Origin of the sequence: Streptomyces sp. SudanB25_2051 (genome assembly GCF_964272635.1) — a bacterium.
Taxonomy (GTDB): Bacteria; Actinomycetota; Actinomycetes; order Streptomycetales; family Streptomycetaceae; genus Streptomyces.
In genome coordinates this window covers 5,917,809-5,941,311 of sequence record NZ_OZ186787.1, presented here as the reverse complement: position 1 = coordinate 5,941,311, position 23,503 = coordinate 5,917,809, and the positions used below count along the sequence as shown (strand labels likewise).

The following is a 23,503-nucleotide window of genomic DNA, read 5'->3' as shown; positions in this document are numbered from 1 at the left end:
CGGCCCCGCAGGCCGCGCCGACGCCCGGCGGGACCGGAACCGCGCCGCGCCGCCCGGCTGTCCGGGCGCGCGCCCGGACAGCCGGGGCGCCGTACGCCCAAGGCCCAAGGCCCAAGGCCCAAGGCCCATCCGGGACGTTCCGCCCGGTGGCGCCGGGCAACCACGTCCGCCTACCCGCGTACGGCCGACTCCACCGCCGCGACGGCCTCCGCCAGCCCCGGAGGGTGCGGCAGGCCGGGTACGGTCTGCCGGGACCAGCCGGGCCCGAGGGTCAGGACGACCGGCCTCCGGCGGGCACCGCGCACGCCCCATTCGATGCCCGCGACGTGCTGGGCGAGCGGGCGGCTGGCCGTGGTGCGGGACTGGGCCCACAGGCCGACCGCCGACGGCCCGGTCCTGCGCACGGCGGCCACGAGCGACTCCACCGGCAGCGCGGCGCCGAACATGCGCACGGTCAGGCCGCGTTCGGCCAGCGCGGCGGCCAGCACCTCCAGTGGAAGGGTGTGGTTCTCGCCGGGCACGCAGGCGAGCACCGTGGTGCCTTCGGGCCGGTCGGCCGCCACGGGGGGCGTGTGGCGCCGCAGCGCGCCGGAGACGTGCCAGGACAGGAAGTGCTCGACCTCGACGTACCGCTCCCCCGACCCCTCCCACTTCCGGCCGACCGCCTGGAGCGTCGGCATGATGACCTCGGTCCACGCGGTGACCAGGCCGTGCCGGTCGATCGCGTCCGACAGGAGGGCGTCGAGGGCGGCGGCGTCGAGCCGCAGCGCCGCGCGGGCCACGCCCCTGCACTCCTGGCGCGCGTCGCCCAGCCGCAGTCCCCCGCCGGGGCGCCCCACCGCCCCGCCCGTCCGGCGCCGGACGGGCGGGGCGGTGCCGTCCGCGCGCGGCGCGGGAGCGGTGCCCTCCGCGCGCGGGGGCCCGGCGGCGTCCGCGCCGCGCAGGGCGAGGCGGGCGGCCTCCGCGGGCGGCACCCCGGTCGCCGTGAGGGCGCACATCCTCTCCAGGCGGGCGACGTCCCCGGTGGTCCACCGGCGGTGCCGGCCGTCGTCGCGCGCCGCCGGGCCCAGCCCGTAGCGGCGGTCCCACGAGCGGACCGTCGTGGGCGCCACGCCCAGGCGCCTGGCCACCTCGCCGGTGGTGAGCCCGCTGCCGCGCGTCGATTCCGCCGGGTCGTCGTCGCCGCCGCTCCGTGGCGGCCGGCTCGCGCCGCCCTCGGCGCCGCGGTGGCGCGCCGGCCCTGCCTTGCGGATCCGCTCATCCCTGCCCATGAGCCCAGCTTACGACGCACAAACGACGCACGTTGTCCGCGTCGTTTCGCCTCGGAAGACTGGACGCACGAGCCGGCGACAGCGGCGCACACGCCGTCCGGACCCGCTCCACGGGCGGCCTTCCGCGCCCGCACCGCGCAGACGGCAGGAGGCACAAGGCCATGTCCACCAGCACGCTTGACACCCGATTCCCCACGCCGGCCGCTCCGGAGAGCCCGTACGAGGACGAGCTCGCCCGCGGTCTGCTCGCCGCCGACGCACACGCGTTCGCGGACGTCTACCGGCGCTGGGGCTCACTCGTCCGCACCATGGCCACCCGCTCGCTCGGCGACGCCCACGAGGCCGAGGACGTCACCCAGCAGGTGTTCCTCGGCGCCTGGCGCGGACGGGACGGATACCGCCCGGAGCGCGGGCCCCTCGGCGGCTGGCTCGTCGGCATCACCCGCCGCAAGATCGTCGACGCTCTGGCCGCCAGGACGCGCCGCCTCACCCTCGTCGACAGCGTCACCCGCGACACCGGGGCGCGGCGCCACCACGAGGGCGCGGCCGACGAAGTCCTGGACCGGGTCCTCCTGGTGGACGCCATGTCCCGGCTGCCGCGCGCCCAGCGCGAGGTGCTGTGCCTGGCCTTCTACGAGGACCTGACGCAGACCCAGATCGCCGAGCGCACCGGCATGCCCCTGGGCACCGTCAAGAGCCACACCCGCCGCGGTCTGCTCCGGCTGCGGGAGGGGATCGAGCGGGGGCGCACCCCGGGGAACACCGCCTGACCCGCGCCGAGCGGCCGCGACCGCGCGCATCCGCCGCGCGACCCGTCCACGAAACACCCATGAGACCGCGCCATCGGCGCTCCCCCCGAAGGGATGATCCCCATGAACTCCCGTACTCCGCTGGTCCTCGGCGCGTCGGCCGGAGCCCTCACCCTCGCGCTCGCCGTCCCCGCCGCGGCCGCTCCCGGCGTCTCGGCGGACTCCGCCGCCGGTGAGGGCAAGGCGGCGGTGTCCGTCTTCCACGGCGTCCCCGGACTGACCGTGGACGTCTACGCCGACGGCGCCAGGCTGCTCGACGACTTCACGCCCGGAACGGTGAGCGAGCCGCGGCCCCTCGACGCCGGCACGTACGACATCCAGGTCTACCCCGGCGACCAGGGCCCGGACGACGGCACCCCGGCCGTCCAGAAGAAGATCGAGGTGCCCGCCGGAGCGAGCGCCACGATCGCCGCCCACCTCTCCGCCGACGGCAAACCGCAGCTCACCGCCTTCGTCGAGGACGAGACCAGGCTCGACGCGGGCAAGGCGGGCCTGACCGTTCGCCATGTCGCGGCCGCCCCGTCCGTGGACGTGCGGGCCGACGGCAAGCCGGTGTTCACGGCGCTGGAGAACCCGCAGCAGGCCACCACGACGACCGACGCGGGCGCCGTGTCCGCCGACGTGGTCCTCGCGGGGACCGGCACCGTGGCCATCGGCCCCGCCGACCTGAACCTGGAGGAGGGCACCAGCACGGTCGTCTACGCCTGGGGCAGCGCCGCCGACAAGAACCTCGGGCTGGCGACGCATACGCTCGGCGGCCGGGAGTCCGCGCCCGACGCCGTCCACGCGGGCGGCGCGCCCGTCGCGTCCGGCTCCGCCGCGCAGTGGCCGGCCGCTGCCTTCGTGGCCGGTACGGCCGCCGTGGCGGGCGCCTTGGCGGTCCGCCGTACCGCGACCCGGCGTGGGTGACACCGCGCGGCGGATCGGCGGCCTCGCCGTGGTGACGGCCGCCGCCCTGGCGGTGGTCCTCGCCCCGGCGGGCGCTCCGTCCCGGCACGGCTCCGCACCGCCCGACTTCGGCCGCGCGGGCACCGCGCACGCCGCGGTGCCCGGCGCCCTCCCCACCCCGCGGGCGCCCGCGCCGCCGACGCGTGACGCGCGGCCTCCCCAGCGGGTGCTGGTGCCGAGGGTGGGCCTCGACGCCCCGGTCCGGCCGGTCGGCGTCACCGGGGCGGGCGACATGGCCGTCCCGGCCGACCCGGCCGTCGCGGGCTGGTACCGCTTCGGACCGGCGCCCGGCGCTCCGCGGGGCTCCTCGGTCCTGGCGGGGCACGTCGACGACGACACCGGGGCACCCGGCGAGTTCGCCGCGCTCCGCCATGTCGCGGCGGGAGACCTGGTGGAGGTGCGGCGCGCCGGTGGCCCGCCGGTCCGCTACCGCGTCACCGCGCGTTCCACCGTCCCGAAGGGCTCCCTCCCCGACTGGGCGTTCCGCAGGGACGGCCCGCCGGTCCTCACCCTCGTCACCTGCGCCCCTCCCTTCGTCCCCGAGGACGGCGGCTACCAGGCCAACCTCGTCGTCACCGCGGAGCCGGTGCCCTGAGCCGGACCTCCCGGCGGGCGCCGGCGGCGCGGCGGGCACGGACGGGCAGGAGGGCGGCGGTGCGGCATGTCGATCCCACGCGTCTGGCGGAGCCGGCCCTGGGAAACGGCGTCGCACACGGGGACGCCGGGGCCCTGCGGCTCCCCGACCGCTCGGGCGGCGGGTGTGGCCGCGCCTCGTCACGGAGCCGGGCGCGGCGGCCCCGGCGGCGTCCGGCCCGCGGAGCCGGGCACCGCGCGGGGCCGGGCGCCGCGCGTGGCCGGGCGCCCGCCTGCTGGCCGCCCCGGTCGCGGGGTGGCGCGGGCGGGCGCACGCCGGGCGTCCGCCCGCGCGGGCGTCACGGCTGGTGGCGCGCCTGCTCGGCCGCCTGGCCGGCGGCGCCGGTCTCCGTGGTGGCCCCGCGGGTGCTGAGCCGCCCGCCGCTGGACTCCAGGTGCGCGCGCACGAACCACTGGAAGAGCTCCAGGCCGCGCAGCTGCTCGATGAGCATGTCCTGGGTGACCGGGTCCGAGGACTCGGTGGCGCGCATGGCCTCCCGGTGTTCCCTGATCACGGAGGTGTACACGAGGTCAAGCGCCCCCAGGTGCTCGATGGCCTCGGCACGTCCGATCGAGTAGTCGTCCCAGGTGCGCCGCTCCACCAGCGCGCCGGGGGTGCCGACCGGTTCGCCGCCGAGCGTAGAGATCCGCTCGGCGAGGTCGTCGGTCATGGCACGCACCTGGTCGACCTGCGGGTCGATCATCTCGTGGACGGCGATGAAGTGGGGGCCGACGACGTTCCAGTGGACGTGCTTGAGGGTCAGGTGGAGGTCGTTGAGCGAGTGCAGGCGCATCTGCAGCAGCTCGATGATGTCCTGGCTGTCCCGGACGTCCATTCCGGGGATGGTGTACGCGATGTCTGCGGGCTCTGGCGGCACGGCGGCGCTCCTTGCGCGTGCGGGGTCGGAGGGAGCAGACAACCACCGCTCGCGGCGATCCGACCGCACCCGCGCGCCCGTCCCGGCCCTTCTCACCGGTTCGGAGCAGGAGCGGCCGCGGGACGGGGGCGCCCCGGGACGCGGGTCCGTACGTCCTGGTCAGCGGCGCGCACGGGACCGGGGCGGCCTCGTCACGGGCCCGGCGGCGGCGCGCCGGGCGGCCTCGTCACCGGGGACGCGTACGGGGCCGTGTGCCGGTGGAGGGGTACGGCCCCCGGTCCTCACCGCTCGTGGGCCAGCCCCGCGTCGGGTGGGCGGTCTCCTCGGAGGACGGGAGCGGCGGCTCGGCGGAGTCGCGCCACGGGTGGTCGAGGGGCGTCGACACCGCGCGCCACCACGGCTCGGCGGGCACGGCCACCGCGGGCTCGAAGGGCTCGCCGGGCCGCGGCAGGGCGACGGACTGCCCGGCCTCCTCCGCCGCGTCCTTCGACCACTCCCCCGGCTCGGCCCACGGGTGGGGCGCCAGGTTGAACGTGGCCCAGTGGATCGGCAGCATCACACCGGAGGGGCGCCCGCCCTGGAGGTCGAGGTGGGCGCGCATGCCCTCGGCCGGTGTCATGTGGATGTCGGGCCAGAACTCCGAGTACGCGCCGATCTGGATCATCGTCGCGTCGAACGGGCCGTGCTGGGCGCCGATGTCGCGGAAGCCGGGGAAGTAGCCCGTGTCGCCGCTGTGGTAGATCCGGTGCTCGGGGCCGGCGACGGCCCAGGACGCCCAGAGGGTGTGCTGCCGGTTGCGCAGGCCGCGGCCGCAGAAGTGGCGGGCCGGGGTGGCCGTGAGGCGGATGCCGCGCACCTCGGTGGACTCGTTCCAGTCCAGCTCGCGGATCCGGGCGGGGGCCACGCCCCAGTGCTCCAGGTGGGCGCCGACGCCCAGCGGGACGGCGAAGAGGGTGTCCGTGCCGGCGAGGGCCCGGACGGTGGGCAGGTCGAGGTGGTCGTAGTGGTCGTGGGAGATCACGACGACGTCGACCGGGCCGAGCGCGGCCAGGGGCAGCGGGACGGGGTGCAGCCGCTTGGGGCCGGCGAAGGCGAAGGGCGAGCAGCGGTCGCCCCACACGGGGTCGAACAGGACGCGCGCGCCGTCGATCTCGGCGAGCACGCTGGAGTGGCCGGTCCAGGTCAGGCGCAGCCCGGAGGCCGGGGGCCGGGCCAGGTCGGCGGCCGTGGCCGGGTGCAGCGGTATGGTCCGGGCGGGGGCGCGCCGGACGCGCTCCTCCTTGCGGAAGTACGTCTTCGTGAACTCCACCGCCGAGCCGGAGGGGCGGTGGCGGGTGGCGCCGGGGTTGCGGAACGCGCCGTCGGCGAAGTGCGGCGAGCGCCGGATGCGGGCCAGCCGCTCGCCGGCGGGGTCGGCGCCGAAGGCGGCGGGGCGCAGGGCGCGGAGGCGGGCGCGCAGCCGTACGAGGGGGTCGTCGCCGGTCACGGCACCTCCAGGGGCTCGGGTCCCCTCCATTATGAGCGGACGGTACGACAACGCCCGCGCTCCGCGCTCCGTTCCCGCCGGGCCCGGGTCCCCGTCCCGCGCCCTGCGCTCCGGGGACCCGCGCGGCCGCCGCCCCGCCGCTACAGGGGCAGCAGGTCGGGGCGCTTGGCGGAGATGCGGTCGCCGGAGCTCTCGCCCCGCAGCCGGCGGCCGATCCACGGCACGAGGTACTCGCGGGCCCATTGGATGTCGTCGCGCCGGACCTCCAGCGTGCCGCGCGGCGGGAGCGGCGGCCACGGCTGGTCGGGGTCGGCCGGGACCTCCAGGCCGAGGACCTGGGCGGCGCGCAGCGCGACCCGGGTGTGGCCCTCGGGCGACAGGTGGAGCCGGTCCTGGTCCCAGGCGCGGCGGTCCTGCACGGAGCGCAGCGACCACAGGTCGAGTACCGGGCAGCCGTACCGGTCGGCGATGGCGCGCACATGGCCGTTGTACGTGGCGACCTTGCCCCGCAGATGGCGCAGGACCGGCACGCCGCGGGTGTCGAAGCCGGTGGTCACCACGACGGTGCCGATGACGGACCTCAGGTCGGCGACCGCGCGTTCGAAGCGCTCGGCCACGTCGTCGGGGTCGCTGCCGGGTCGGATGATGTCGTTGCCGCCGGCGCAGAACGTCACCAGGTCCGGGGCGAGTTCCTTGGCGCGGGGCACCTGCTCGGCCACGATCTGGTCCAGGAGCCTGCCGCGTACGGCGAGGTTGGCGTACCGGAACTCGTGCTCCTCCGGAAGCCGGTCGGCCAGCAGGACGGCGAGCCGGTCGGCCCAGCCGACGAAGCGGCCGTCCGGGCCCGGGTCGCCGACGCCCTCGGTGAAGCTGTCGCCGATCGCCGTGTACGACCCGATCACGTCGTTCTCCCCCATCGTCGAATCGTCTGCCACGGCCGCACATCATTCACCCCGAGATGTGACCTACGCGACCGTAAGGAGGGGTTGACGGGGCGTGATCTCCGCCACCGCGCGACGGCCCGGCACCCTTTCGGGGGCCGGGCCGTGGCGTTTTGGTGCGTTATGCGTCAGATGCTGACGCCGTGGCCGCGGAGGTAGGCCAGCGGGTCGATGTCCGAGCCGTAGCCGGGGGCGGTGCGGATCTCGAAGTGCAGGTGCGGACCGGAGGAGTTGCCGGTGGAGCCGGACAGGCCGATCTGCTGGCCGCCGCCGACCGACTGGCCGGCGGAGACGGAGAGGGAGGAGAGGTGGGCGTACTGCGAGTAGTTGCCGTCGGCGTGCTTGATGACGACCTCGTTGCCGTACGCGCCGCTCCAGCCGGCGGAGACGACGGTGCCCGGGCCGACGGCCTTGATGCTGGTGCCGGAGGCGGCGGCGAAGTCGACACCGGTGTGGTAGCCGGACGACCACATGGAGCCGGAGGCCCGGTACGGCGTGGTGACACTGGCGGAGACCGGGGCGGTGAAGCCGGAGCCGCTCTGGGCGGGGGCCTGCTCGCGCACGGGGGCCGGGGTCTCGGCGGCCGGCTTCGCCTCGGCGGGGGCCTCGGTCTTGGCGGCGGAACGGGAGGCGCGCTCGCCTCGCGTGTCGTCGGCCTTCGCGGGGCTCTTGGCGGTGTTCTTGGCGCCGAGGGTGAGCTTCATGCCCGGGTGGATGAGGCCCGGGTCGCTGCCGATGACCTCGCGGTTGTCGGCGTACAGCTTCTTCCAGCCGCCCTTGACGTTCTTGTTGTGGGCGATCTTGGCCAGGTAGTCGCCGGCGACGACGGTGTAGACGCGCGGGGCGGCCTTGCCCGCCTCGGCGACGGTCGCGACGGCCGCCGTCTGCGCGGGGGCGGCGGCCGGGGCCGCGGCGGGGGCGGCGGCGTGCGCGCCGGTCGCACCGAGGAGCGGGAGGGCGATGGCGGCGCCACCCGTACCGGCGGCGACGAAACCGCGGGTGAGGGCATGGGACTTGGTACGGCGGTGCTTACCCTTGGCGGGCATGGCGAATTCCTCTCCGGCGCCTGCGAGGTGAGCTGTCGGGTTCGGACTGGAGCTGTCCGGCCGCGCGTCGAGCGCGACTTCACCCCGAGCCGTACGGGAATTCCCGCACGGCGGACTACCTGGTTCCCCCGCTCCTGCCACACGTTGGATGGGTGCGAATTTCCGGGGCGGCGGCAGGATTCGGCGATCCGCCCGGCTGGAACGGGACGGTAAACGAGTGAGGACGACGGGAACAAGCGGATGGTTGCGCGGGCGCATTCACTCCGCGGAATTCACCGGGGAATTGCGGTCACCCTCCGTGGATTACGGATCATGAATTCCCGTGCGGCGCAGGGCTTTTGCGCGGCGCCGTCGGCCACGGTCCGTCACCTTTATGACGCTGCTCACGCGGCGGCGGCCATCTCCCTTGTTTCCAGGGCGCGTTATGACGTAGCAGAGCAATACGGACAGAAGCGACAGAAGCATCTTTAAGTGATCAGCGGCCCAACTCCTCGTCAAGTGGGAGGTAATCGCATCGTGGGTCCTGATGGGGCGCGAGGCGCGGGCGGGCCGGGGCACGGCAGCGGGCCGCCGGAGGGGCGCCCCCGGGGGCCCTGCGCCGGGCGGTGCGGAGGGGCGCACGGGAGCCGGGAGAAGGAGCGGCGTCGCCGGGGTCGGAGAAGGGGCGGTGTCGCCGGGGTGGGAGAAGGGGTGACACGGACGCCGGGAGGAGGGATGGCGCGGGGGCCCAGGGAAGGGGTGACACGGGGGCCCAGGGAAGGGGCGGCGCGGGGGCCCCGAGAAGGGGCGGGGCGACGGAGTGGGGGCGGGCGTCGGGCCACGCCGACCGGGGAAGCGATGTCGTATCGTCGGACCGCCAACCTGTCGGCGGACGTCGCCGACACCGGACACGGAGGAGCCCCCGTGACGCAGCTGCCGCCCTTCCCGTCGACCGCCGAACCGGAGCTGACCGGCGTCCGCAATTTCCGCGACGTGGGCGGGCTGCCGACCGTGGACGGGCGCCGGGTGCGGCCGGGGGTGCTGTTCCGCAGCGGTCACCTGGCGCACGCGACGGAGGAGGACGCGGCGTTCCTCGCGTCCCTCGGGCTGCACACCGTCTTCGACTTCCGCAACGCCGCCGACCAGGCCCTGGAGGGCCCGGACGTGGAGCTCCCGGGCGTCCGGAACGTCAACATCCCGCTGACCGACCCGGCCGACGGCGCCGAGTTCTGGACGATGGTCCGCGACGGCGACCTGGACCAGCTGCGGGAGCTGCTCGGCGACGGCAAGGCGGCGGCCCGCATGCGCGCCGCGTACCGGTCGATCATCGCGGAGCGCACCGCCGAGCACAGCCGGGTCCTGCACGCGCTCGCCGCCGAGAGCGTGCCCGCACTGATGCACTGCGCGGCGGGCAAGGACCGCGCCGGCCTGTCCATAGCGGTGGTCCTGCTCGCGGTCGGCGTGGAGCGCGAGGCGATCGAGGCGGACTACCTGAAGTCGAACGACCCGCACCGCCGGTACAAGGTCCGCCGCGGCGACTCGTCGCCCGCCGGCATGTCCTCCGAGGTCATGGAGCTGCTCAGCCCCCTGTTCGACGCGCGCGCGGAGTACCTGGACACGGCGTACGCGACGATCGAGGAGCGCTGGGGGTCGACCGAGCGGTACCTCGCCGACGGGCTGGGGCTGACCGACGAGACCCGCGAACGGCTGCGCGCCCGTCTCCTCGACGGCTGAGACGGCGGCACGGCCTGAGCCTGCACGGCCTGAGCCGGGCGCGGACGGCCGAGACGCCCGGGGGCGGGCTGAGCCGGGCTACTGGTTCTGCCCGCCCAGCATGAACAGCAGGTACAGGAAGGCCGCGAAGAGATGGCCCGCGACCAGGTAGGCGAACAGCCGTATGACGAGGTTGCGGTTGATCCACCGCTCCTGGGTGCTCGGGATGGGCTTCGGGTTCTCCGGCTCGGGCATGGCGTACCTCTCGGTTCTGCTCAGTGGTGCGCGGCGGGGCCGTCGCCGAGGCACAGGTCGGCGGCGGGGCTCTGCATGAGGGTGTGGACGAAGAGCAGCTCGGCGCCGCTCCGGGTGGCCGCGGCGATGCGGTGCGGGGTGAGCGAGTCGAAGTGGGCGCTGTCGCCCGGATCGAGGACGTGCACGGCGTCGCCGAGCGCCAGCCGCACGCGCCCGGCGAGCACGTAGAGCCACTCCTCGCCCGCGTGGACGCGCACCGCGTCACGCAGCCCCGTGTACGGGACCTCGACGCGCAGCGCCTGCATGGCCCGGCCCGCCGCGCCCGCCTGGTGGTACGTCCAGCCGCCGGCCTCGACCGGTTCGGCGCGGCCCGCCCGGACGACCGGGTCCGTGGCCGGGGCCACCTCGCCCAGCAGCTCCGAGACGGTCGTACCGTAGGTGCGGGCGAGCCCGAGCAGCATCGGCAGCGACGGCTGGCGGCGGCCGGTCTCCAGGCGGGACAGATGGGCCGGGGAGAGTCCGGCGCGCCGGGCGGCCGCCTCCAGGGTCAGGCCCCGGCGGCGGCGCAGGGCGCGCAGCTGGGGCGCGACGTCCGGCAGGCTCTCGGCCGGCTCTCCTTCGACGGTCGTCATACGACCATTGCGCCAGGAATTTTCCCGTGGGGCAATTTTCTTGCCCCACGGGCAAAAGTCAGCGGTTGGCGACCGCCTGCTTGACCAGGGTGCGCCCGAAGTCCCAGATCAGTCCACCGCCGCTGTGCGCCTCGTCCATCACATCGGTGAACGCGGTGACGAAGCGGTCGACGTCCGCCTCGCCGATGATCAGCGGCGGGATGAGCTTGATCACTTCCAGGCGGTCTCCGGAGACCTGGGTGAGGATGCGGTGCCGCTGGAGCAGCGGGACCACCACCATCTGCGCGAACAGTCCCCTGCGGGCCGTCTGGAGCATCGTCCAGCGCCCGCGCAGCGCCAGCGAGGCGGGCCTGCCGAACTCGATGCCGATCATCAGCCCGCGTCCGCGGACCTCGCGGAGCATCTCGTACCGGTCCGTGAGCGCGGCGAGCCGGGACTTCAGCAGGGCGCCGGTGCGGCGGGCGTTGCCGACGACGTCCTCGTCCTCCAGGACCGCGAGGACGGCGAGGCCCGCGGCCATGGCCTGGGCGTTGGCGCCGAAGCTCGCGGAGTGGACCACGACGCGGTCCATGGAGGAGTAGACCTTCTTGAAGATCCAGTCCTTGCCGAGCGTGGCGCTGACCGGCACGTACCCCCCGGACAGGGCCTTGGCGACGCACACCAGGTCGGGCTCGACGCCCTCCTCGTGCTGGTAGGCGTAGAAGTCGCCGGTGCGGCCGAGGCCGGTCTGGACCTCGTCGGCGATGAGGAGGGCGCCCCGCTTGTGGAGGAGCTCCTGGGCGGCGCGCAGGTAGCCGGGCGGGGCCTCGTGGACGCCCTTGCCCTGGACGGGTTCCACGATCAGCGCGGCCACGTCGCCGCGCCGCAGCTCCCGGTCGAGGGCGTCGAGGTCGCCGAGCTCGACGGCGGTGTCGGGCAGCAGCGGGGCGAAGCCGTCGCGGAAGCAGTCCTCGCCGTTGACGGAGAGCGCGCCGGTGGTGAGCCCGTGGAAGGCGTGGGAGCAGTACAGGACGCGGGGGCGGCCGGTGGCGCGGCGGGCGAACTTGAGGGCGGTCTCCACCGCCTCGGCGCCGCTGTTGCCGAAGTAGACCCGGTCCAGGTGGGGCGAGTGGGCGAGCAGCCGCTCGGCGAGCAGACCGGGCAGCGGCGCGCAGTCGAAGCGGGTGAGGTCGGGCAGGTCCAGGTCGAGCACGTCGTGCAGGGCGCGGCGCACCACGGGATGGTGGCGGCCCAGGCCCATGACGCCGAACCCGGCGAGCATGTCGAGGTAGTCGTGGCCCTCGGCGTCCCAGAAGTGGGCTCCCTCGGCGCGCTCGTACATCTTGTCGAAGCCGATGGTGTGCAGCATCCGCGGCAGCTGGTGGTTGAGGTGCCGGGCGTGCAGTTCGTACCGCTCGCGGGCGCGGTCGGCGAGCAGCTTCCGCAGGTCGAAGTCGGTGCTCATGCCTCGCTCCTCGTCAGGCCCTGCGGCCCGGTACGGCCTCGCGGGCGGCGCGCAGGGATTCGCGCAGGGAGCCCATGGTGGCGAGGACGGCGGTCGGTTCGTAGCCGCAGTGGGCCATGCAGTTGGCGCAGCGCGGGTCCTTGCCGCGTCCGTACGCCTCCCAGTCGGTCTCCTCCACCAGCTCCCGGTAGGTGGGGACGTATCCGTCGCTCATCAGGTAGCAGGGGCGCTGCCAGCCGAACAGGCTGTAGTTGGGGATGGCCCAGGCGGTGCAGGGGAAATCGGCCTTGCCCTCCAGGAAGTCGAGGAACAGTGGCGAGTGGTTGAGGCGCCAGCGGCGCCGGTTGCCGCCGGCGAACGCCTTTCTGAAGAGTTCGCGGGTCTGCTCCACGCCGAGGAAGTGCTCCTGGTCGGGCGCCTTTTCGTAGGCGTAGGCGGGGGAGATCATCATTTCGTCCACGCGCAGGTCGTCATTGAGGAAGTCGAGGACCTCGATGACGGTCTGGGGCGTGTCGGTGTTGAAGAAGGTGGAGTTGGTGGTGACGCGGAATCCGCGGCGCTTCGCCTCCTTGATGGCGGCGACGGCCTCGTCGAAGACGCCTTCCTTGGCGACGGATTCGTCATGGCGTTCGCGCAGTCCGTCGATGTGGACGGCGAAGGCGAAATAGGGGGAGGGGGTGAAGTCGTCCAGCCGCTTGCGCAGCAGGAGGGCGTTGGTGCAGAGGAAGACGTACTTGCGGCGGGCGACCAGCTGGCGGGTGATCTCGTGGATCTGGGGGTGCATCAGGGGTTCGCCGCCGGCGATGGAGACCATGGGCGCCCCGGACTCCAGGACCGCTCCGACCGCCTGGGCGACGGGCATGCGCTGCTTCAGGACGCCGGCCGGGTGCTGGATCTTGCCGCAGCCCTCGCACTTGAGGTTGCAGGCGTAGAGCGGCTCCAGTTCGACGATGAGGGGGAACTTCTCGCGCCTGCGGAGCTTCTGTCCAAGCAGATAGGTCCCGACCCGGACGGTCTGGCGGAGCGGCATGGCCATCTGGCTCACCTCCTGGGGAGCAGCAAGGAACGGTGCCATTCATGGAACGCGGGGAGTACGGCACGGAGAACACGGAAGGCTGATATTCCACCGCGTACCGTGCCGATTCGGACCAGTTCGTGCTCCGGGGCGTCCACGACCACCCGGACGGCGGCAACGGGGCGGGGCCCCGCCGCGAGTGCCGCGCGCAGGGTGGCGGCGGACTCCATGTCGACCGCCAGGGCGCCCGTGGCGCGCAGCGCGGCCCGCTCCTGTCCTCGTACGACGTGGTCGGAGCCGGTCAGCGGGCCGGTGTGCACGGTCCGGCCGGGCAGCGCCCGCGCCAGGGCCGCGACCAGCGCCTCGGGGGCCGTGCAGGGGGTGGCGCCGTGCGGGCCGCGCGTCTCGTCGGCGACGACCAGGTCGCCCGGGTGCATACCGGGGGCGAGCCCGGCGCAGAAGCCCGAGGCGATCACGGCCGCGGTGCTCAGCGGCCCGTCCCGCAGGGCGCCCGCCACGGCGCGGCGCGCCTGCTCGGGGCCCATGCCGGTGCGCAGCAGCGTCGCCCGGCCCGCCGCGCGGCCGCTGCGCAGCGCCAGGTGCTCGATGCCGAGCGCGCAGGCGACCAGCAGCGGCTGCCCGGCGCCGTACGGTCCGGACGGCGGCCCGGTCTCGTACGGGCCGGACGGGTGCGCGGTCTCGTACGGGCCGGGCGGCGGCGCGGCGGTGGGCGGCCGGGCCGGCGGTTCCGGTCGCGGCGGGCGGCCGGGGGGTCCGGTGGGGCCCGGTCCGGCGGCCACTCAGCGCCCCTTGCCGGGGGAGGGCTCCCCGTGGACGTACCGGCCGAGGGCGGTGAGCGGGAACACCTGCCGGTAGAGGTGGTAGTTGATGGAGAAGTCCCAGGGGAAGCCGGTGCCGGTGAAGTGCGGTTCGTCCCAGGAGCCGTCCTCCCGCTGCGTACGGGCGAGCCAGGCGACGCCCCGCTCCGCGGCGGCCGAGTCCCGCTCCCCCGCCGCGAGCAGCGCCATGAGCGCCCACGCGGTCTGCGAGGCGGTGGAGGCGCCCCGGCCGATCCACCCCTCGTCGCGGTACGAGCGAAGGTCCTCGCCCCAGCCGCCGTCCTCGTTCTGCACGGACTCCAGCCAGGCGACGGCCCGCCGGATCGCCGGGTGGGTCGTGGGCAGCCCGGCGGCGGTCAGCGCGGGCACGACGGAGCCCGTGCCGTACAGGTGGTTGACGCCCCAGCGGCCGAACCAGGAGCCGCGCGGGTCCTGTTCGGCGAGGAGCCAGGCGATGCCCCGGCGGGTGCGCGGGTCCTTGGCGCGGCCCTCGTGTGCGAGCATCTCCACCACATGGGCGGTGACGTCGGCGGACGGCGGGTCGATGACCTCGCCGAAGTCGCAGAACGGCAGCCGGTTGGGGAAGGGGCTGGTGTTGTCGGCGTCGAACGCGCCCCAGGCGCCGTCGCGGCACTGCATGCCGAGGGTCCAGCGGGCGCCGCGCTCGACGGCCGCGTCCACCCGCTCGGGGTCGGGGTGGCGCACCCGGCGCAGCGCGAGGATCACCTCGGCGGTGTCGTCGATGTCGGGGTAGGTGTCGTTGTGGAATTCGAACGCCCAGCCGCCGGGCGGCAGATGGGGCCTGCGCACGGCCCAGTCGCCGGGGCGTACGACCTGTTCGGCGAGGAGCCAGTCGGCGGCCCTGACGAGGGCGGGGTGGTCGGCGGGGAGCCCGGCGTCGGCGAGGGCGATGGTGGCGAGGCAGGTGTCCCAGACGGGCGACTGGCACGCCTCGACCATGCGGGCGCCGTCTTCGCGCCGTACGGCGAACCGGTCCAGCGAGTCCAGCCCGGCGCGCATCACGGGGTGCCCGAGGTCGTAGCCGAGGAGGTGGAGGGCGATCAGCGAGTACACGGCGGGCGGCTGGATGCCGCCCCAGCAGCCGTCGTTCTCCTGCCGTTCGAGGATCCAGCGGGCGGCGGCGTTCATCGCGGCCGCGCGCAGGGGGCGCGGCGCGATCCTGCGGTAGTGGTGGAGGGCCTTGTCGAGGCGCTGGAACAGCCCGTCCCAGGTGCCGGCCGGGGCGAGGGGGCGGGGCGGATTGGGCCGGCGCGGGTCGGTGTGCAGCTCGTCCAGCGCGAACGGCGCCGGGCGCACGGGCCGTTTGGCGGAGACGATGGTGAGCGGCACGATCGTCTGCCGGGCCCACTGTCCGAAGTCGTAGATGTTCAGCGGGAACCAGCGCGGCAGGTAGATCATCTCGGGCGGCAGTTCCGGCAGGTCCTCCCACTTCCACCAGCCGAAGAGGGCCAGCCAGATCCGGGTGAAGACGCGGGCGGCCGCGATGCCGCCCTGGTCGCGGACCCAGGCGGCGGCGCGGGCCATGTGCGGGGCGTCGGGCGGGTCGCCGGCGAGGCGCAGCGCCACATACGCCTCGACGGTGGTGGAGAGCTCCCCGGGCCCGCCGTGGAAGGTGGCCCAGGTGCCGTCGTCGCGCTGCTCGCCCCGGATGAAGAGGGCGGCGGCCTCGGTGGTGGCGTCGTCGCGGATGCCGAGGAACTGGCGCAGGAGCAGGTCTTCGGCGTCCATGGTGACGTTGGTCTCCAGGTCGCCCTTCCACCAGCCCTCGGCGTCCTGCCGGGCGAGGAGGTGGTCGACGGCGCGGCGCATGGCCGTCTCGGCCGCGGTGGCGGGGCCGCTCTCCACGGCGGGCGCGGCGAGGGCGCCCGTCGCGGTGGCCGTGGCCGCGGGGCCCGGCGGGATGGCGGTGGCCGTGGCGGCGGGGGCCGCGCCGGGGGCGGCGGGCGTCGCGGTGTCGTGGAGGTCGGCGGTCGCCGGGCCCGCGGCCTGGGCGCTTCCGTCGGTCGTCGCTGTCATGGCTTCCCCTTCGTGCAGTGGATGTGCTGCTGCCTCGGGTCTGCCGTCGGCCGGTGCCGTACGCGCGTGGCGTACGGCACCGGCCGGCGACCGCGACGTCATATGTGCCGGATCGGGCTCCCGGTGCGGGTCGGGAGGGCTCCGGGCGTGCGCGCGGCGGTGTTCGCGGTCATCGCTTCCGTACGACCACGAAGTCGGCGAGCGCGGTGAGCTGGGCCCGTACGCGCGCGGGCATGTCCACGCGGTCGAGCGCGCCGATGGCGACGGCGTGCTGGCGGCGGGCCTCCTCGGCGGTCCAGTCGCGGCCGCCGGCCTCCTCGATGAGGGCGGCGCGGGTGGCGAACTCCTCCTCCGAGAAGGAGTCGAAGTCCTGGCTCTTGGCGTCGGCGGTGAGCAGCTCGCCCAGCCGCTCGGACGCGGGGCCGCCGGCGGCGAGCGCGGCGACCACCGGGAGGGACTTCTTGCGCTGGCGCAGGTCGCTCCAGGTCTGCTTGCCGGTGGACTCCGGGTCGCCCCAGATGCCCAGCAGGTCGTCGACGGCCTGGAAGGCGAGGCCCAGGTGGTGGCCGTAGGCCTCCAGGGCGTCGGCGGTGGTGTCGTCGGCGCCGCCGAGCACCGCGCCGATGGAGGCGGAGCAGGCGAGCAGGGCGCCCGTCTTGTTGCCCTCCATCTCCAGGCACTCCTCGACGGTGACCCGCTCGCGGTGCTCGTACGAGATGTCCTGCGCCTGGCCGTCGATCAGCTTCCGGGTGGCGACGGTCAGCCGGCGGGTGGCGCGGCCGGCCTCGACCGTGCCGAGCTCCAGCAGCAGCTCGTTGGCGAGGGCGAACAGCGCGTCGCCCACGAGGATGGCCTGCGCGGGGCCGTGCACCTTCCACACCGTGTCGCGGTGGCGCCGCTGCTCGTCGCCGTCCATCAGATCGTCGTGCAGCAGCGAGAAGTTGTGGACGAGCTCCACGGCGACCGCGCCGGGGATCCCCGTCTCCGGCGGGGCGCCCGCCGCTTCGGCGGACAGCAGCGCGAGCGCCGGCCGGACGGCCTTGCCGCCGTCCCCGTCGGCGGGCCGCCCGAGGGCGTCGATCCAGCCGAAGTGGTAGGCGGCGACGGTGTCCATGGGCTTCGCGAGCCGGTCCACCGCCGCGCGCAGCACGGGGGTGGACAGGGTCCGCCCGCGGTCCAGCAGCGCGGCGACCTCCGCTGCGTCGACGGCGGGGTTCGCCGGGGGCACTGTCGGCACGGTCTCTCCTCTGTTTCCTGAACTCGGTCTCATGCCGCCTCCTCGAGCGGATGTACATGGGGGCGGCCGAGGGCCGAGAGAGCGGCGGCCGCGGCGGTGAAACCGCTGCGTACCGCTCCTTCCATGGTCGCGGGCCAGCCGGTGGCGGTCCACGCGCCCGCAAGATACAGGCCAGGCACGCGAGTTCGGGCACCGGGGCGCAGCCGGGCCACGCCGGGAGCGGGGGCGAAGGTCGCCGTGCGCTCGCGGGTGACGAAGAAGTCCGTCACCCGCGCGTGGCGCGCGGGCGGCAGCAGACGCCGCAGTTCCGGCACGTAGCGGGCGCGCAGCTCGGCGACGGGCGCGTCGATCTCCGCCTGGGCCGCCGACTGGGACACGGCGAGGTACTGGCCGCCGCCGGTGAGGCCGGCCGGTTCCGTGCGGTCGAAAACCCACTGGACGGGTGAACCGAGCGCGGCGAAGAAGGGGCGGCGCAGGACCGGACGGTCGTACAGGACGTGGACGTTGAGGATGGGGGCGGTGCCGATCCGCAGGAGGTCGCCGGGCGCGTCGAGGGCGCCGGGCGGGAGGAGGTCGTGGGCCTCGCGCTGCGGTACGGCGAGGACGACGGTGTCGGCGTCCAGGCAGTCGCCGGGCACGTCGACGACCCAGCGGCCGCCGTCGGCGGGGGTGACGGCGGTGGCCTTGGTGCGGACGGCGATCCGCACGCCGCGCGCTTCGAGCGCCTTGCGGGCGAGGGTGTCGTGGAGGTGGCCGAGGGGGACGCGGGCCCAGCCGATGTCCGCGGCGCCCGGTTCGGACAGCAGCCCGGTCTTGAAGACCATGGCGGCGAGCGCGAGGGAGGAGTGCGCGGCGGTGGCGTTGAGGGTGGCGACGCCGACGAGGTCCCACAGGGCCTCGACGGCGCGGCGGGACTGTCCGCGCCGGGCGAGCCAGCCGGCGAAGTCGGTGGCGTCGAGCGCGGGGTCGGCGGGGTCGAGGCCCTTCAGCGCGAGGGCGGCCCGGCCGACGGCGAGGCGCTCGGCGACCGACAGGTGCGGGTAGGCGGCGAGGCTGGCCGCCAGGTGCAGCGGTACGGGCAGGGCGCTGCGGCGCAGCCGGCCGAGGCGGGGCCCGCCGGGGCGGGCGGCGTCCAGGACGGGCACGTCGAGCCGGTTCTGGACGGGGGCGAGGTCCGTGCCGCCGACGCGGTCGAGGAACCAGCGGTAGGCGGTGCAGCAGCGCATGTAGACGTGCTGGCCGTTGTCGACGGTGAGGTCGCCGCGGCGGAAGGAGAACGCGAGTCCGCCGAGGCGGGGGCGGCCCTCCAGGAGGGTGACCCGCACTCCGGCGTCGGCGAGGCGCAGCGCGGCGGTCACCCCGGCGAGGCCGCCGCCGACGACGACGGCGTGGTGGCCGCTCATGGGCGCTCCCGGGGGCTGCGCGGACTCGGCGTGGCGTTCACGGGCGGGTCCTTTCGGTGCGGCGGGTGACCGTGCGGGTGTCCAGTCCGGACAGGCCGCGCACGGCGACGTACGCCTTCTCGCGGCCGGGCAGGGAGACGCGGCCGCGCAGGACGGCCGCCGGGTCCCGCTCGATCCGGTCGAGGAGGCGGCGGTAGATGCCGGCCATGGCGGCCACGCAGGCGCCGCTGCGCCGGTCGAGCAGCGGCAGCAGCCGGTAGCCCTCGGCGAACAGGGCGCGGGCGCGGCGCACCTCGTGGTGGATCAGGCCGGTGAAGTCGGCGTCCGGGGCCGGTGTGGCGGTGTGGAAGCCGCCGGAGCAGCCGAACGTGGCGAGTTCCTCGGCGGGCAGGTAGCTGCGGCCGTTGGCGGCGTCCTCGCGCAGGTCGCGCAGGATGTTGGTGAGCTGCAGGGCGAGCCCCAGCGTGTCGGCGTAGTGGGGGGCGCGGGCGGCGTCGCGTGCGCCCGGGGTCGTGCCGAACACGCCGAGGGAGAGGCGTCCGATGGCGCCGGCGACGCAGCGGCAGTACGCCTTCAGGTCGTCCCAGGTCTCGTACGTCCGGCCGCGCACGTCCATCAGGACGCCGTCGATCAGCTCGTCCAAGCCCTCGAGCGGCAGCGGGAAGCGGCGGGCCGAGTCGGCGAGCGCGACGGCCACCGGGTCCGTGTCGTCCTCGGCGACCGCGCCGCGCCGGACGCGGTCCAGCACGTCGCGGGCGGCTTCGAGGCGGCTCTGCTTGGCGTCGGGGCCCAGGGTGCCGTCGCCGATGTCGTCCACGCGCCGCGAGAACGCGTACAGGGCCGACATGGCCTGGCGCTTCCCGGCCGGCAGGAGGCGGATGCCGTACGCGAAGTTCCTGGCCTGCCGGGCCGTGACGGCCTCGCAGTAGCTGTACGCGGCCTGGACGGGCAAAGGCGTCTGCGCTGTCGTGTCCACGGTCCTGCTCACCCCTCTCCGCGCGCTGCTCGCCACACCGCTCCGGCGCGGCGGAGCAGGCGGTGTCTGGGGGCCCAAGGCGGTCCGGGGAGCACGTCGTACCGGGCGGCCCTGATGGCGTCGAGGGCGGCGTGGCCGCCGGCGACGAAGCCCGCGAGGAGGAGGCGGAGCCTGCCGTGGACGCCGGCGACGAGCGGGGCGCCTTCGTCCAGCAGGTCGCGGGCGCGCTGCGCCTCGAACGCGACGAGGGCGCGCACCGAGGCGTTGGCGGTGGGCCGGGCGAGGTCGGCCTCGGTGACGTGGAAGCGGGCCATGTCCTCGGCGGGCAGGTAGATCCGGTCGCGGCGGAGGTCCTCGGAGACGTCCTGGAGGTGCTCGACGATCTGGAGGGCGGTGCAGATGGCGTCGGAGCGGCGGACGCGCTCGGGCGTGGAGGTTCCGCTGACGGCGAGGACGAGCCGGCCGACGGGGTTGGCGGACAGTTCGCAGTAGGCGAGGAGGTCGTCGTAGGTCGCGTAGCGGCGGACCCGCTGGTCCTGGCGGTTGGCCTCGATGAGCGCGAGGAACGGCTCGGGGGCCAGGCCGTGGCGGCGGACGGTGGCGCGGACCGACTCCAGCAGCGGGTGGACGGGCCCCGCCTGCGGGATGCCGGCGTCCGTGCCGAAGCAGCGCAGCAGCTGGGCTTCGAGGGCGTCGAGGAGCGCCTCGGGGCCGTCGTCGGGGCGGGCGCCCAGGAGGCGGGCGTCGGCGCCGCCGGGGGCGAGGTCGCCGTCGCCGATGTCGTCCACGAGGCGGGCGAAGCCGTAGAGGGCCATCAGGTCGGCGCGCCAGGCGCGGGGCAGGAAGAAGGGGGCCACGGGGAAGTTCTCGTCCGTGGCCTTGTCGAGGGTCGTCCGCGCGGGAGCGTCGGGTGTCACCACCTGTCGGACACCCGTCGCCGTGGGCCGCCCGGCCTGGGGACGGCGGGTCCCTCGGCCAGCGGCGACCCGGGGGTCGGCTGGGGGTTCTCCGTCATGGCCGTCACGTCTCCCGTTCTACACTGCGCACCCGAAGCATCCTCTTTCGGACACGCCGCCGGTCCTCTGGAACCATCGCCGCACATGGCGTGAAACAACCGGTACAGCTTACGCCGTCCCCTCCGCACGGCCCGGTCGGCTCGCGGCGCGCGCACATGGCGCGGGGCCCGGGCCGGGGGTCCGGCCGGGCCCCGGCGGGGATGACGTGCGGTTTTCCGGGCGGCGGGCGCGGCTAGCGGCCGGTCTCCCGCTCGTACGCCCGCAGGACCTCGTCGGTCGGCCCGTCCATGAGCAGCTCGCCCTTTTCCAGCCAGAGGACCCGGTCGCAGGTGTCGCGGATCGACTTGTTGCTGTGGCTCACCAGGAAGACCGTGCCGGCCTCCTTGCGGAGCTCGCGGATGCGCTCCTCGGAGCGGATCTGGAACTTGCGGTCACCGGTGGCCAGCGCCTCGTCGATCATCAGGACGTCGTGGTTCTTGGCGGCGGCGATGGCGAAGCGGAGGCGGGCGCCCATACCGGAGGAGTAGGTCCGCATGGGCAGGGTGATGAAGTCGCCCTTCTCGTTGATGCCGGAGAAGTCGACGATGTCCTGGTAGCGCTCCTTGATCTCCTCGCGGGACATGCCCATCGCGAGACCGCCCAGGATGACGTTGCGCTCACCGGTCAGGTCGCCCATCAGCGCGGCGTTGACGCCGAGGAGGGAGGGCTGGCCGTCGGTGTAGACCTTGCCGCGCTCGGTGGGCAGCAGGCCCGCGATGGCGCGCAGCAGGGTGGACTTGCCCGAGCCGTTGGTGCCGATCAGGCCGATGGCCTCGCCCCGGTAGGCGGTGAAGGAGACCCCGCGCACGGCGTGGACCTTGCGCACGCCGCGGCTCTCGCCCTTGTCGCGCCGGAGTATCCGGCTGAGTGCCGCCGTGGCGCTGCCCCTGCCCGCCGAGCCGCCGCCGTTGACCCGGTACACGATGTGCACGTCGTCGGCGATCACGGTGGGGATGCGCGGCCCGGTCGGGCGGGCGCCGTCGATGTCGTCAGCCACGGCCGTACCGCTCCTCAGCCTTCCAGAAGAACACGAACCCGGCGACGCCCACGACGACCGCCCACAGCACCGCGGCCGCCCAGACGTGGTCGGGCAGGTTGTCGGAGGTGTAGCCCTCGATCAGCGCGAAGCGGATCAGGTCCATGTAGATCGCCGCCGGGTTGTACATCAGGACGTCGGCGATCCACGCCGGCTTGTCCCGCAGCATGATCGGGATGGAGAACATCACGCCCGACGCGTACATCCACGTCCGCATGATGAAGGGCATCAGCTGGGCCAGGTCGGGCGTCTTGCTGCCGAGCCGCGCCATGATCAGCGCCAGGCCCGTGTTGAACATGAACTGCAGCGCCAGCGCCGGCACGATCAGCAGCCAGGCGAGCGACGGGTAGCTGCCGAAGATCGCCACGATGACGAAGAGCACCAGCATCGAGTACAGCAGCTGCTGGAGCTGCTGGAGCGCGAGGGAGATCGGCAGTGAGGCGCGCGGGAAGTGCAGGGCCCGCACCAGGCCCAGATTGCCGGAGATCGACTTCACCCCGGACATCACCGACGTCTGCGTGAACATGAACACGAAGACGCCCGTCACCAGGAACGGGACGTAGACCTTCTTGTCCATGCCCTTGCCGGCCTCGAGGATCAGGCCGAAGATCGCGAAGTACACCGCGGCGTTCAGCAGCGGTGTGGCCACCTGCCACAGCTGGCCGAGGCGGGCCTGGCTGTACTGGGCCGTGAGCTTCGCCCGGGAGAACGTCAGGATGAAGTGACGCCGTCCCCACAGCTGCCGGACGTACTCCGCGAGGCCCGGCCGGGCGCCGCTCACCGACAGGCCGTACTTGGCCGCCAGCTCCGCCGGCGTCAGACCGTCGTCGGGCGAGGGCGGGACACTCACGGCGACCGCTCGGTCGTGGGTTGTCTCACTCACAGGTCGAAACTTTCGTGTTCACGGTGCGGGGGCGGAAGAGGTGCGGCGCCGGTGTCCGGGAAGGGCGGCGGCCCTTGACCCGGCACCGGTGCCGCCGGGTCCGAGCTTGTCAGATGACGGGCGGGCGGCCCAGTCGTGTGAGGCGCCACACCGTGCGCCACCGCATCGGCCGCCGGGGCCCGCAGGGCGTCGTCCAGCCCTCCTTGAAGCCCCCGAACCACGCCTTGAGCGCGGGCCCCGACGGGCGCCGCAGCAGGGTGAGCAGCAGCCACACGCCGACGTACACCGGCACCAGCGGCGCGGGCAGGTTGCGGCGGGCCAGCCAGACCCGGTTCCGCGCGACCATGCGGTGGTACACGGCGTGCCGGGAGGGGGCGGTCGTCGGGTGGTGGAGCACCATGTCCGACCGGTAGTCGATCATCCAGCCGGCGTCCAGGGCGCGCCAGGCGAGGTCGGTCTCCTCGTGGGCGTAGAAGAACTCGCCGGGCAGCGGGCCGACCTGCTCGATGACCTTGGTGCGTACGGCGCTGGCGCCGCCGAGGAACGTCGTCACGCGCGAGGAGCGCATCGGGTCGGAGGCGCGCAGCCGGGGCACGTGGCGCCGCTGGGTGACGCCCGTGTCCGGGTCGGCGATGCGGAAGCTGACGATGCCCAGCTCCGGGTCGGCGGTGAACGCCTCGCGCAGCAGCTGGGCGGTGTCCTTGTTCGGCAGCAGCCCGTCGTCGTCGAGGAACAGCAGCACGTCCACGTCGGAGCCGTTCGGGCCGAACGCCTCGATGCCGACGTTGCGGCCGCCGGGGATGCCCAGGTTCTCGGGCAGGTCCACGGTGCGGACCCAGCCGGGGACGCCGCGGACGGGGGCGCCGTTGCCGACGACGACGACCTCGACCGGCTCGCCGTCCTGGCGGGCGACGGACTCGATGAGGGCGTTCAGGTCGTCGGGGCGGTCGCCCATGGTGATGATGACGGCACCGAGCTTCATGTCCG

Annotated in this window: 21 protein-coding genes, 1 pseudogene and 1 riboswitch; of the genes and pseudogenes, 4 read left to right on the top strand and 18 right to left on the bottom strand. The window is 74.6% G+C overall.

Features of this window, described 5'->3' with window-relative positions; translation table 11 throughout:
- Nucleotides 1-170: 170 nt before the first annotated feature.
- Nucleotides 171-1,271 (bottom strand): MerR family transcriptional regulator, encoded by a 1,101-nt coding sequence (locus tag ACSUPT_RS26155; protein ID WP_436945738.1) that lies wholly within the window; start codon nt 1,269-1,271, stop codon nt 171-173.
- Between the two features lie 161 nt (nt 1,272-1,432).
- Between ACSUPT_RS26155 and ACSUPT_RS26150 the strand changes: the two genes are divergently transcribed.
- The 3 genes from ACSUPT_RS26150 (at nt 1,433) to ACSUPT_RS26140 (ending at nt 3,623) form a co-directional block, all read left to right on the top strand.
- Nucleotides 1,433-2,041: a sigma-70 family RNA polymerase sigma factor gene (locus tag ACSUPT_RS26150; RefSeq protein ID WP_436945736.1), complete on the top strand. Its 609-nt coding sequence runs from the start codon at nt 1,433-1,435 to the stop codon at nt 2,039-2,041.
- A 102-nt stretch (nt 2,042-2,143) separates the two neighbouring features.
- Nucleotides 2,144-2,989: a DUF4397 domain-containing protein gene (locus ACSUPT_RS26145; RefSeq protein WP_436945734.1), complete on the top strand. Its 846-nt coding sequence runs from the start codon at nt 2,144-2,146 to the stop codon at nt 2,987-2,989.
- Entirely contained in the window at nt 2,982-3,623 is a 642-nt protein-coding gene (locus ACSUPT_RS26140; protein ID WP_436945732.1) for a class F sortase, read from the top strand. The genes ACSUPT_RS26145 and ACSUPT_RS26140 overlap by 8 nt, the downstream gene beginning before the upstream one ends.
- A 337-nt stretch (nt 3,624-3,960) precedes the next feature.
- On the opposite strand, the gene ACSUPT_RS26135 is transcribed toward ACSUPT_RS26140, so the two are convergent.
- The 4 genes from ACSUPT_RS26135 to ACSUPT_RS26120 all read right to left on the bottom strand — a co-directional run bounded on the left by ACSUPT_RS26135 (nt 3,961) and on the right by ACSUPT_RS26120 (nt 8,012).
- Nucleotides 3,961-4,497, bottom strand: a complete 537-nt coding sequence (locus ACSUPT_RS26135) for a Dps family protein (RefSeq protein WP_436946270.1) — start codon at nt 4,495-4,497, stop codon at nt 3,961-3,963.
- Nucleotides 4,498-4,765: 268 nt separating this feature from the next.
- Nucleotides 4,766-6,025 carry an MBL fold metallo-hydrolase gene (locus ACSUPT_RS26130; RefSeq protein ID WP_436945730.1) on the bottom strand — a complete coding sequence of 420 codons (1,260 nt, stop codon included), beginning with the start codon at nt 6,023-6,025 and terminating at the stop codon, nt 4,766-4,768.
- Between the two features lie 140 nt (nt 6,026-6,165).
- Nucleotides 6,166-6,942, bottom strand: coding sequence for an SGNH/GDSL hydrolase family protein (locus tag ACSUPT_RS26125; protein ID WP_351966639.1), 777 nt, complete (start codon nt 6,940-6,942; stop codon nt 6,166-6,168).
- Between the two features lie 152 nt (nt 6,943-7,094).
- Complete coding sequence (locus ACSUPT_RS26120) at nt 7,095-8,012, bottom strand: M23 family metallopeptidase (RefSeq protein ID WP_436945729.1); 918 nt, start codon at nt 8,010-8,012, stop codon at nt 7,095-7,097.
- A gap of 2 nt (nt 8,013-8,014) precedes the next feature.
- Nucleotides 8,015-8,177, bottom strand: a riboswitch (cyclic di-AMP (ydaO/yuaA leader).
- A gap of 738 nt (nt 8,178-8,915) precedes the next feature.
- Between ACSUPT_RS26120 and ACSUPT_RS26115 the strand changes: the two genes are divergently transcribed.
- Entirely contained in the window at nt 8,916-9,725 is an 810-nt protein-coding gene (locus ACSUPT_RS26115; protein WP_351966637.1) for a tyrosine-protein phosphatase, read from the top strand.
- A gap of 78 nt (nt 9,726-9,803) precedes the next feature.
- Here the strand turns inward: ACSUPT_RS26115 and ACSUPT_RS26110 are convergent, their stop codons facing one another.
- The 13 genes and pseudogenes from ACSUPT_RS26110 to ACSUPT_RS26050 all read right to left on the bottom strand — a co-directional run bounded on the left by ACSUPT_RS26110 (nt 9,804) and on the right by ACSUPT_RS26050 (nt 23,498).
- The gene (locus ACSUPT_RS26110; protein WP_399217847.1) at nt 9,804-9,983 is read right to left on the bottom strand and encodes a DUF6126 family protein; all 180 of its coding nucleotides are present in this window, start codon (nt 9,981-9,983) and stop codon (nt 9,804-9,806) included.
- Nucleotides 9,980-10,591 (bottom strand): XRE family transcriptional regulator, encoded by a 612-nt coding sequence (locus tag ACSUPT_RS26105; RefSeq protein ID WP_351966635.1) that lies wholly within the window; start codon nt 10,589-10,591, stop codon nt 9,980-9,982. Before ACSUPT_RS26105 ends, ACSUPT_RS26110 begins: the two co-directional genes overlap by 4 nt.
- A gap of 58 nt (nt 10,592-10,649) precedes the next feature.
- Nucleotides 10,650-12,035, bottom strand: coding sequence for an aspartate aminotransferase family protein (locus ACSUPT_RS26100; RefSeq protein ID WP_361662381.1), 1,386 nt, complete (start codon nt 12,033-12,035; stop codon nt 10,650-10,652).
- Between the two features lie 13 nt (nt 12,036-12,048).
- Entirely contained in the window at nt 12,049-13,071 is a 1,023-nt protein-coding gene (hpnH, locus tag ACSUPT_RS26095) for an adenosyl-hopene transferase HpnH (protein WP_351966633.1), read from the bottom strand.
- Nucleotides 13,072-13,076: 5 nt separating this feature from the next.
- Entirely contained in the window at nt 13,077-13,682 is a 606-nt protein-coding gene (locus tag ACSUPT_RS26090; RefSeq protein WP_436946269.1) for a phosphorylase family protein, read from the bottom strand.
- Between the two features lie 168 nt (nt 13,683-13,850).
- A complete protein-coding gene (shc, locus tag ACSUPT_RS26085; protein ID WP_436945727.1) occupies nt 13,851-15,926 on the bottom strand; it encodes a squalene--hopene cyclase in 2,076 nt (691 codons plus the stop codon).
- A gap of 169 nt (nt 15,927-16,095) precedes the next feature.
- Nucleotides 16,096-17,196 (bottom strand): polyprenyl synthetase family protein, encoded by a 1,101-nt coding sequence (locus ACSUPT_RS26080; protein ID WP_436945725.1) that lies wholly within the window; start codon nt 17,194-17,196, stop codon nt 16,096-16,098.
- Nucleotides 17,193-18,599 (bottom strand): annotated as a pseudogene (gene hpnE, locus ACSUPT_RS26075) (hydroxysqualene dehydroxylase HpnE); the annotation flags it as partial. The pseudogene hpnE and the gene ACSUPT_RS26080, both read right to left, overlap by 4 nt.
- 4 nt (nt 18,600-18,603) lie before the next feature.
- Nucleotides 18,604-19,554 carry a presqualene diphosphate synthase HpnD gene (gene hpnD / locus ACSUPT_RS26070; RefSeq protein ID WP_436945724.1) on the bottom strand — a complete coding sequence of 317 codons (951 nt, stop codon included), beginning with the start codon at nt 19,552-19,554 and terminating at the stop codon, nt 18,604-18,606.
- Nucleotides 19,551-20,462, bottom strand: a complete 912-nt coding sequence (gene hpnC, locus ACSUPT_RS26065) for a squalene synthase HpnC (protein WP_436945722.1) — start codon at nt 20,460-20,462, stop codon at nt 19,551-19,553. Before hpnC ends, hpnD begins: the two co-directional genes overlap by 4 nt.
- A 328-nt stretch (nt 20,463-20,790) precedes the next feature.
- Nucleotides 20,791-21,594 carry an ABC transporter ATP-binding protein gene (locus tag ACSUPT_RS26060; protein WP_351966629.1) on the bottom strand — a complete coding sequence of 268 codons (804 nt, stop codon included), beginning with the start codon at nt 21,592-21,594 and terminating at the stop codon, nt 20,791-20,793.
- A complete protein-coding gene (locus ACSUPT_RS26055; RefSeq protein WP_351966628.1) occupies nt 21,587-22,516 on the bottom strand; it encodes an ABC transporter permease in 930 nt (309 codons plus the stop codon). Before ACSUPT_RS26055 ends, ACSUPT_RS26060 begins: the two co-directional genes overlap by 8 nt.
- A gap of 109 nt (nt 22,517-22,625) precedes the next feature.
- A complete protein-coding gene (locus tag ACSUPT_RS26050; RefSeq protein ID WP_351966627.1) occupies nt 22,626-23,498 on the bottom strand; it encodes a glycosyltransferase family 2 protein in 873 nt (290 codons plus the stop codon).
- Nucleotides 23,499-23,503: the final 5 nt, after the last annotated feature.

Excerpts from the sequence above, each read along its gene's own strand:
- ACSUPT_RS26125 (WP_351966639.1), bottom strand. The coding sequence starts at position 6,942 with ATGGGGGAGAACGACGTGATCGGGTCGTACACGGCGATCGGCGACAGC.
- shc (WP_436945727.1), bottom strand. The coding sequence starts at position 15,926 with ATGACAGCGACGACCGACGGAAGCGCCCAGGCCGCGGGCCCGGCGACC.
- ACSUPT_RS26105 (WP_351966635.1), bottom strand. The coding sequence starts at position 10,591 with ATGACGACCGTCGAAGGAGAGCCGGCCGAGAGCCTGCCGGACGTCGCG.
- ACSUPT_RS26120 (WP_436945729.1), bottom strand. The coding sequence starts at position 8,012 with ATGCCCGCCAAGGGTAAGCACCGCCGTACCAAGTCCCATGCCCTCACC.
- ACSUPT_RS26145 (WP_436945734.1), top strand. The coding sequence starts at position 2,144 with ATGAACTCCCGTACTCCGCTGGTCCTCGGCGCGTCGGCCGGAGCCCTC.
- ACSUPT_RS26080 (WP_436945725.1), bottom strand. The coding sequence starts at position 17,196 with ATGAGACCGAGTTCAGGAAACAGAGGAGAGACCGTGCCGACAGTGCCC.
- hpnH (WP_351966633.1), bottom strand. The coding sequence starts at position 13,071 with ATGGCCATGCCGCTCCGCCAGACCGTCCGGGTCGGGACCTATCTGCTT.
- ACSUPT_RS26135 (WP_436946270.1), bottom strand. The coding sequence starts at position 4,497 with ATGGACGTCCGGGACAGCCAGGACATCATCGAGCTGCTGCAGATGCGC.
- ACSUPT_RS26050 (WP_351966627.1), bottom strand. The coding sequence starts at position 23,498 with ATGAAGCTCGGTGCCGTCATCATCACCATGGGCGACCGCCCCGACGAC.
- ACSUPT_RS26150 (WP_436945736.1), top strand. The coding sequence starts at position 1,433 with ATGTCCACCAGCACGCTTGACACCCGATTCCCCACGCCGGCCGCTCCG.
- ACSUPT_RS26155 (WP_436945738.1), bottom strand. The coding sequence starts at position 1,271 with ATGGGCAGGGATGAGCGGATCCGCAAGGCAGGGCCGGCGCGCCACCGC.
- ACSUPT_RS26100 (WP_361662381.1), bottom strand. The coding sequence starts at position 12,035 with ATGAGCACCGACTTCGACCTGCGGAAGCTGCTCGCCGACCGCGCCCGC.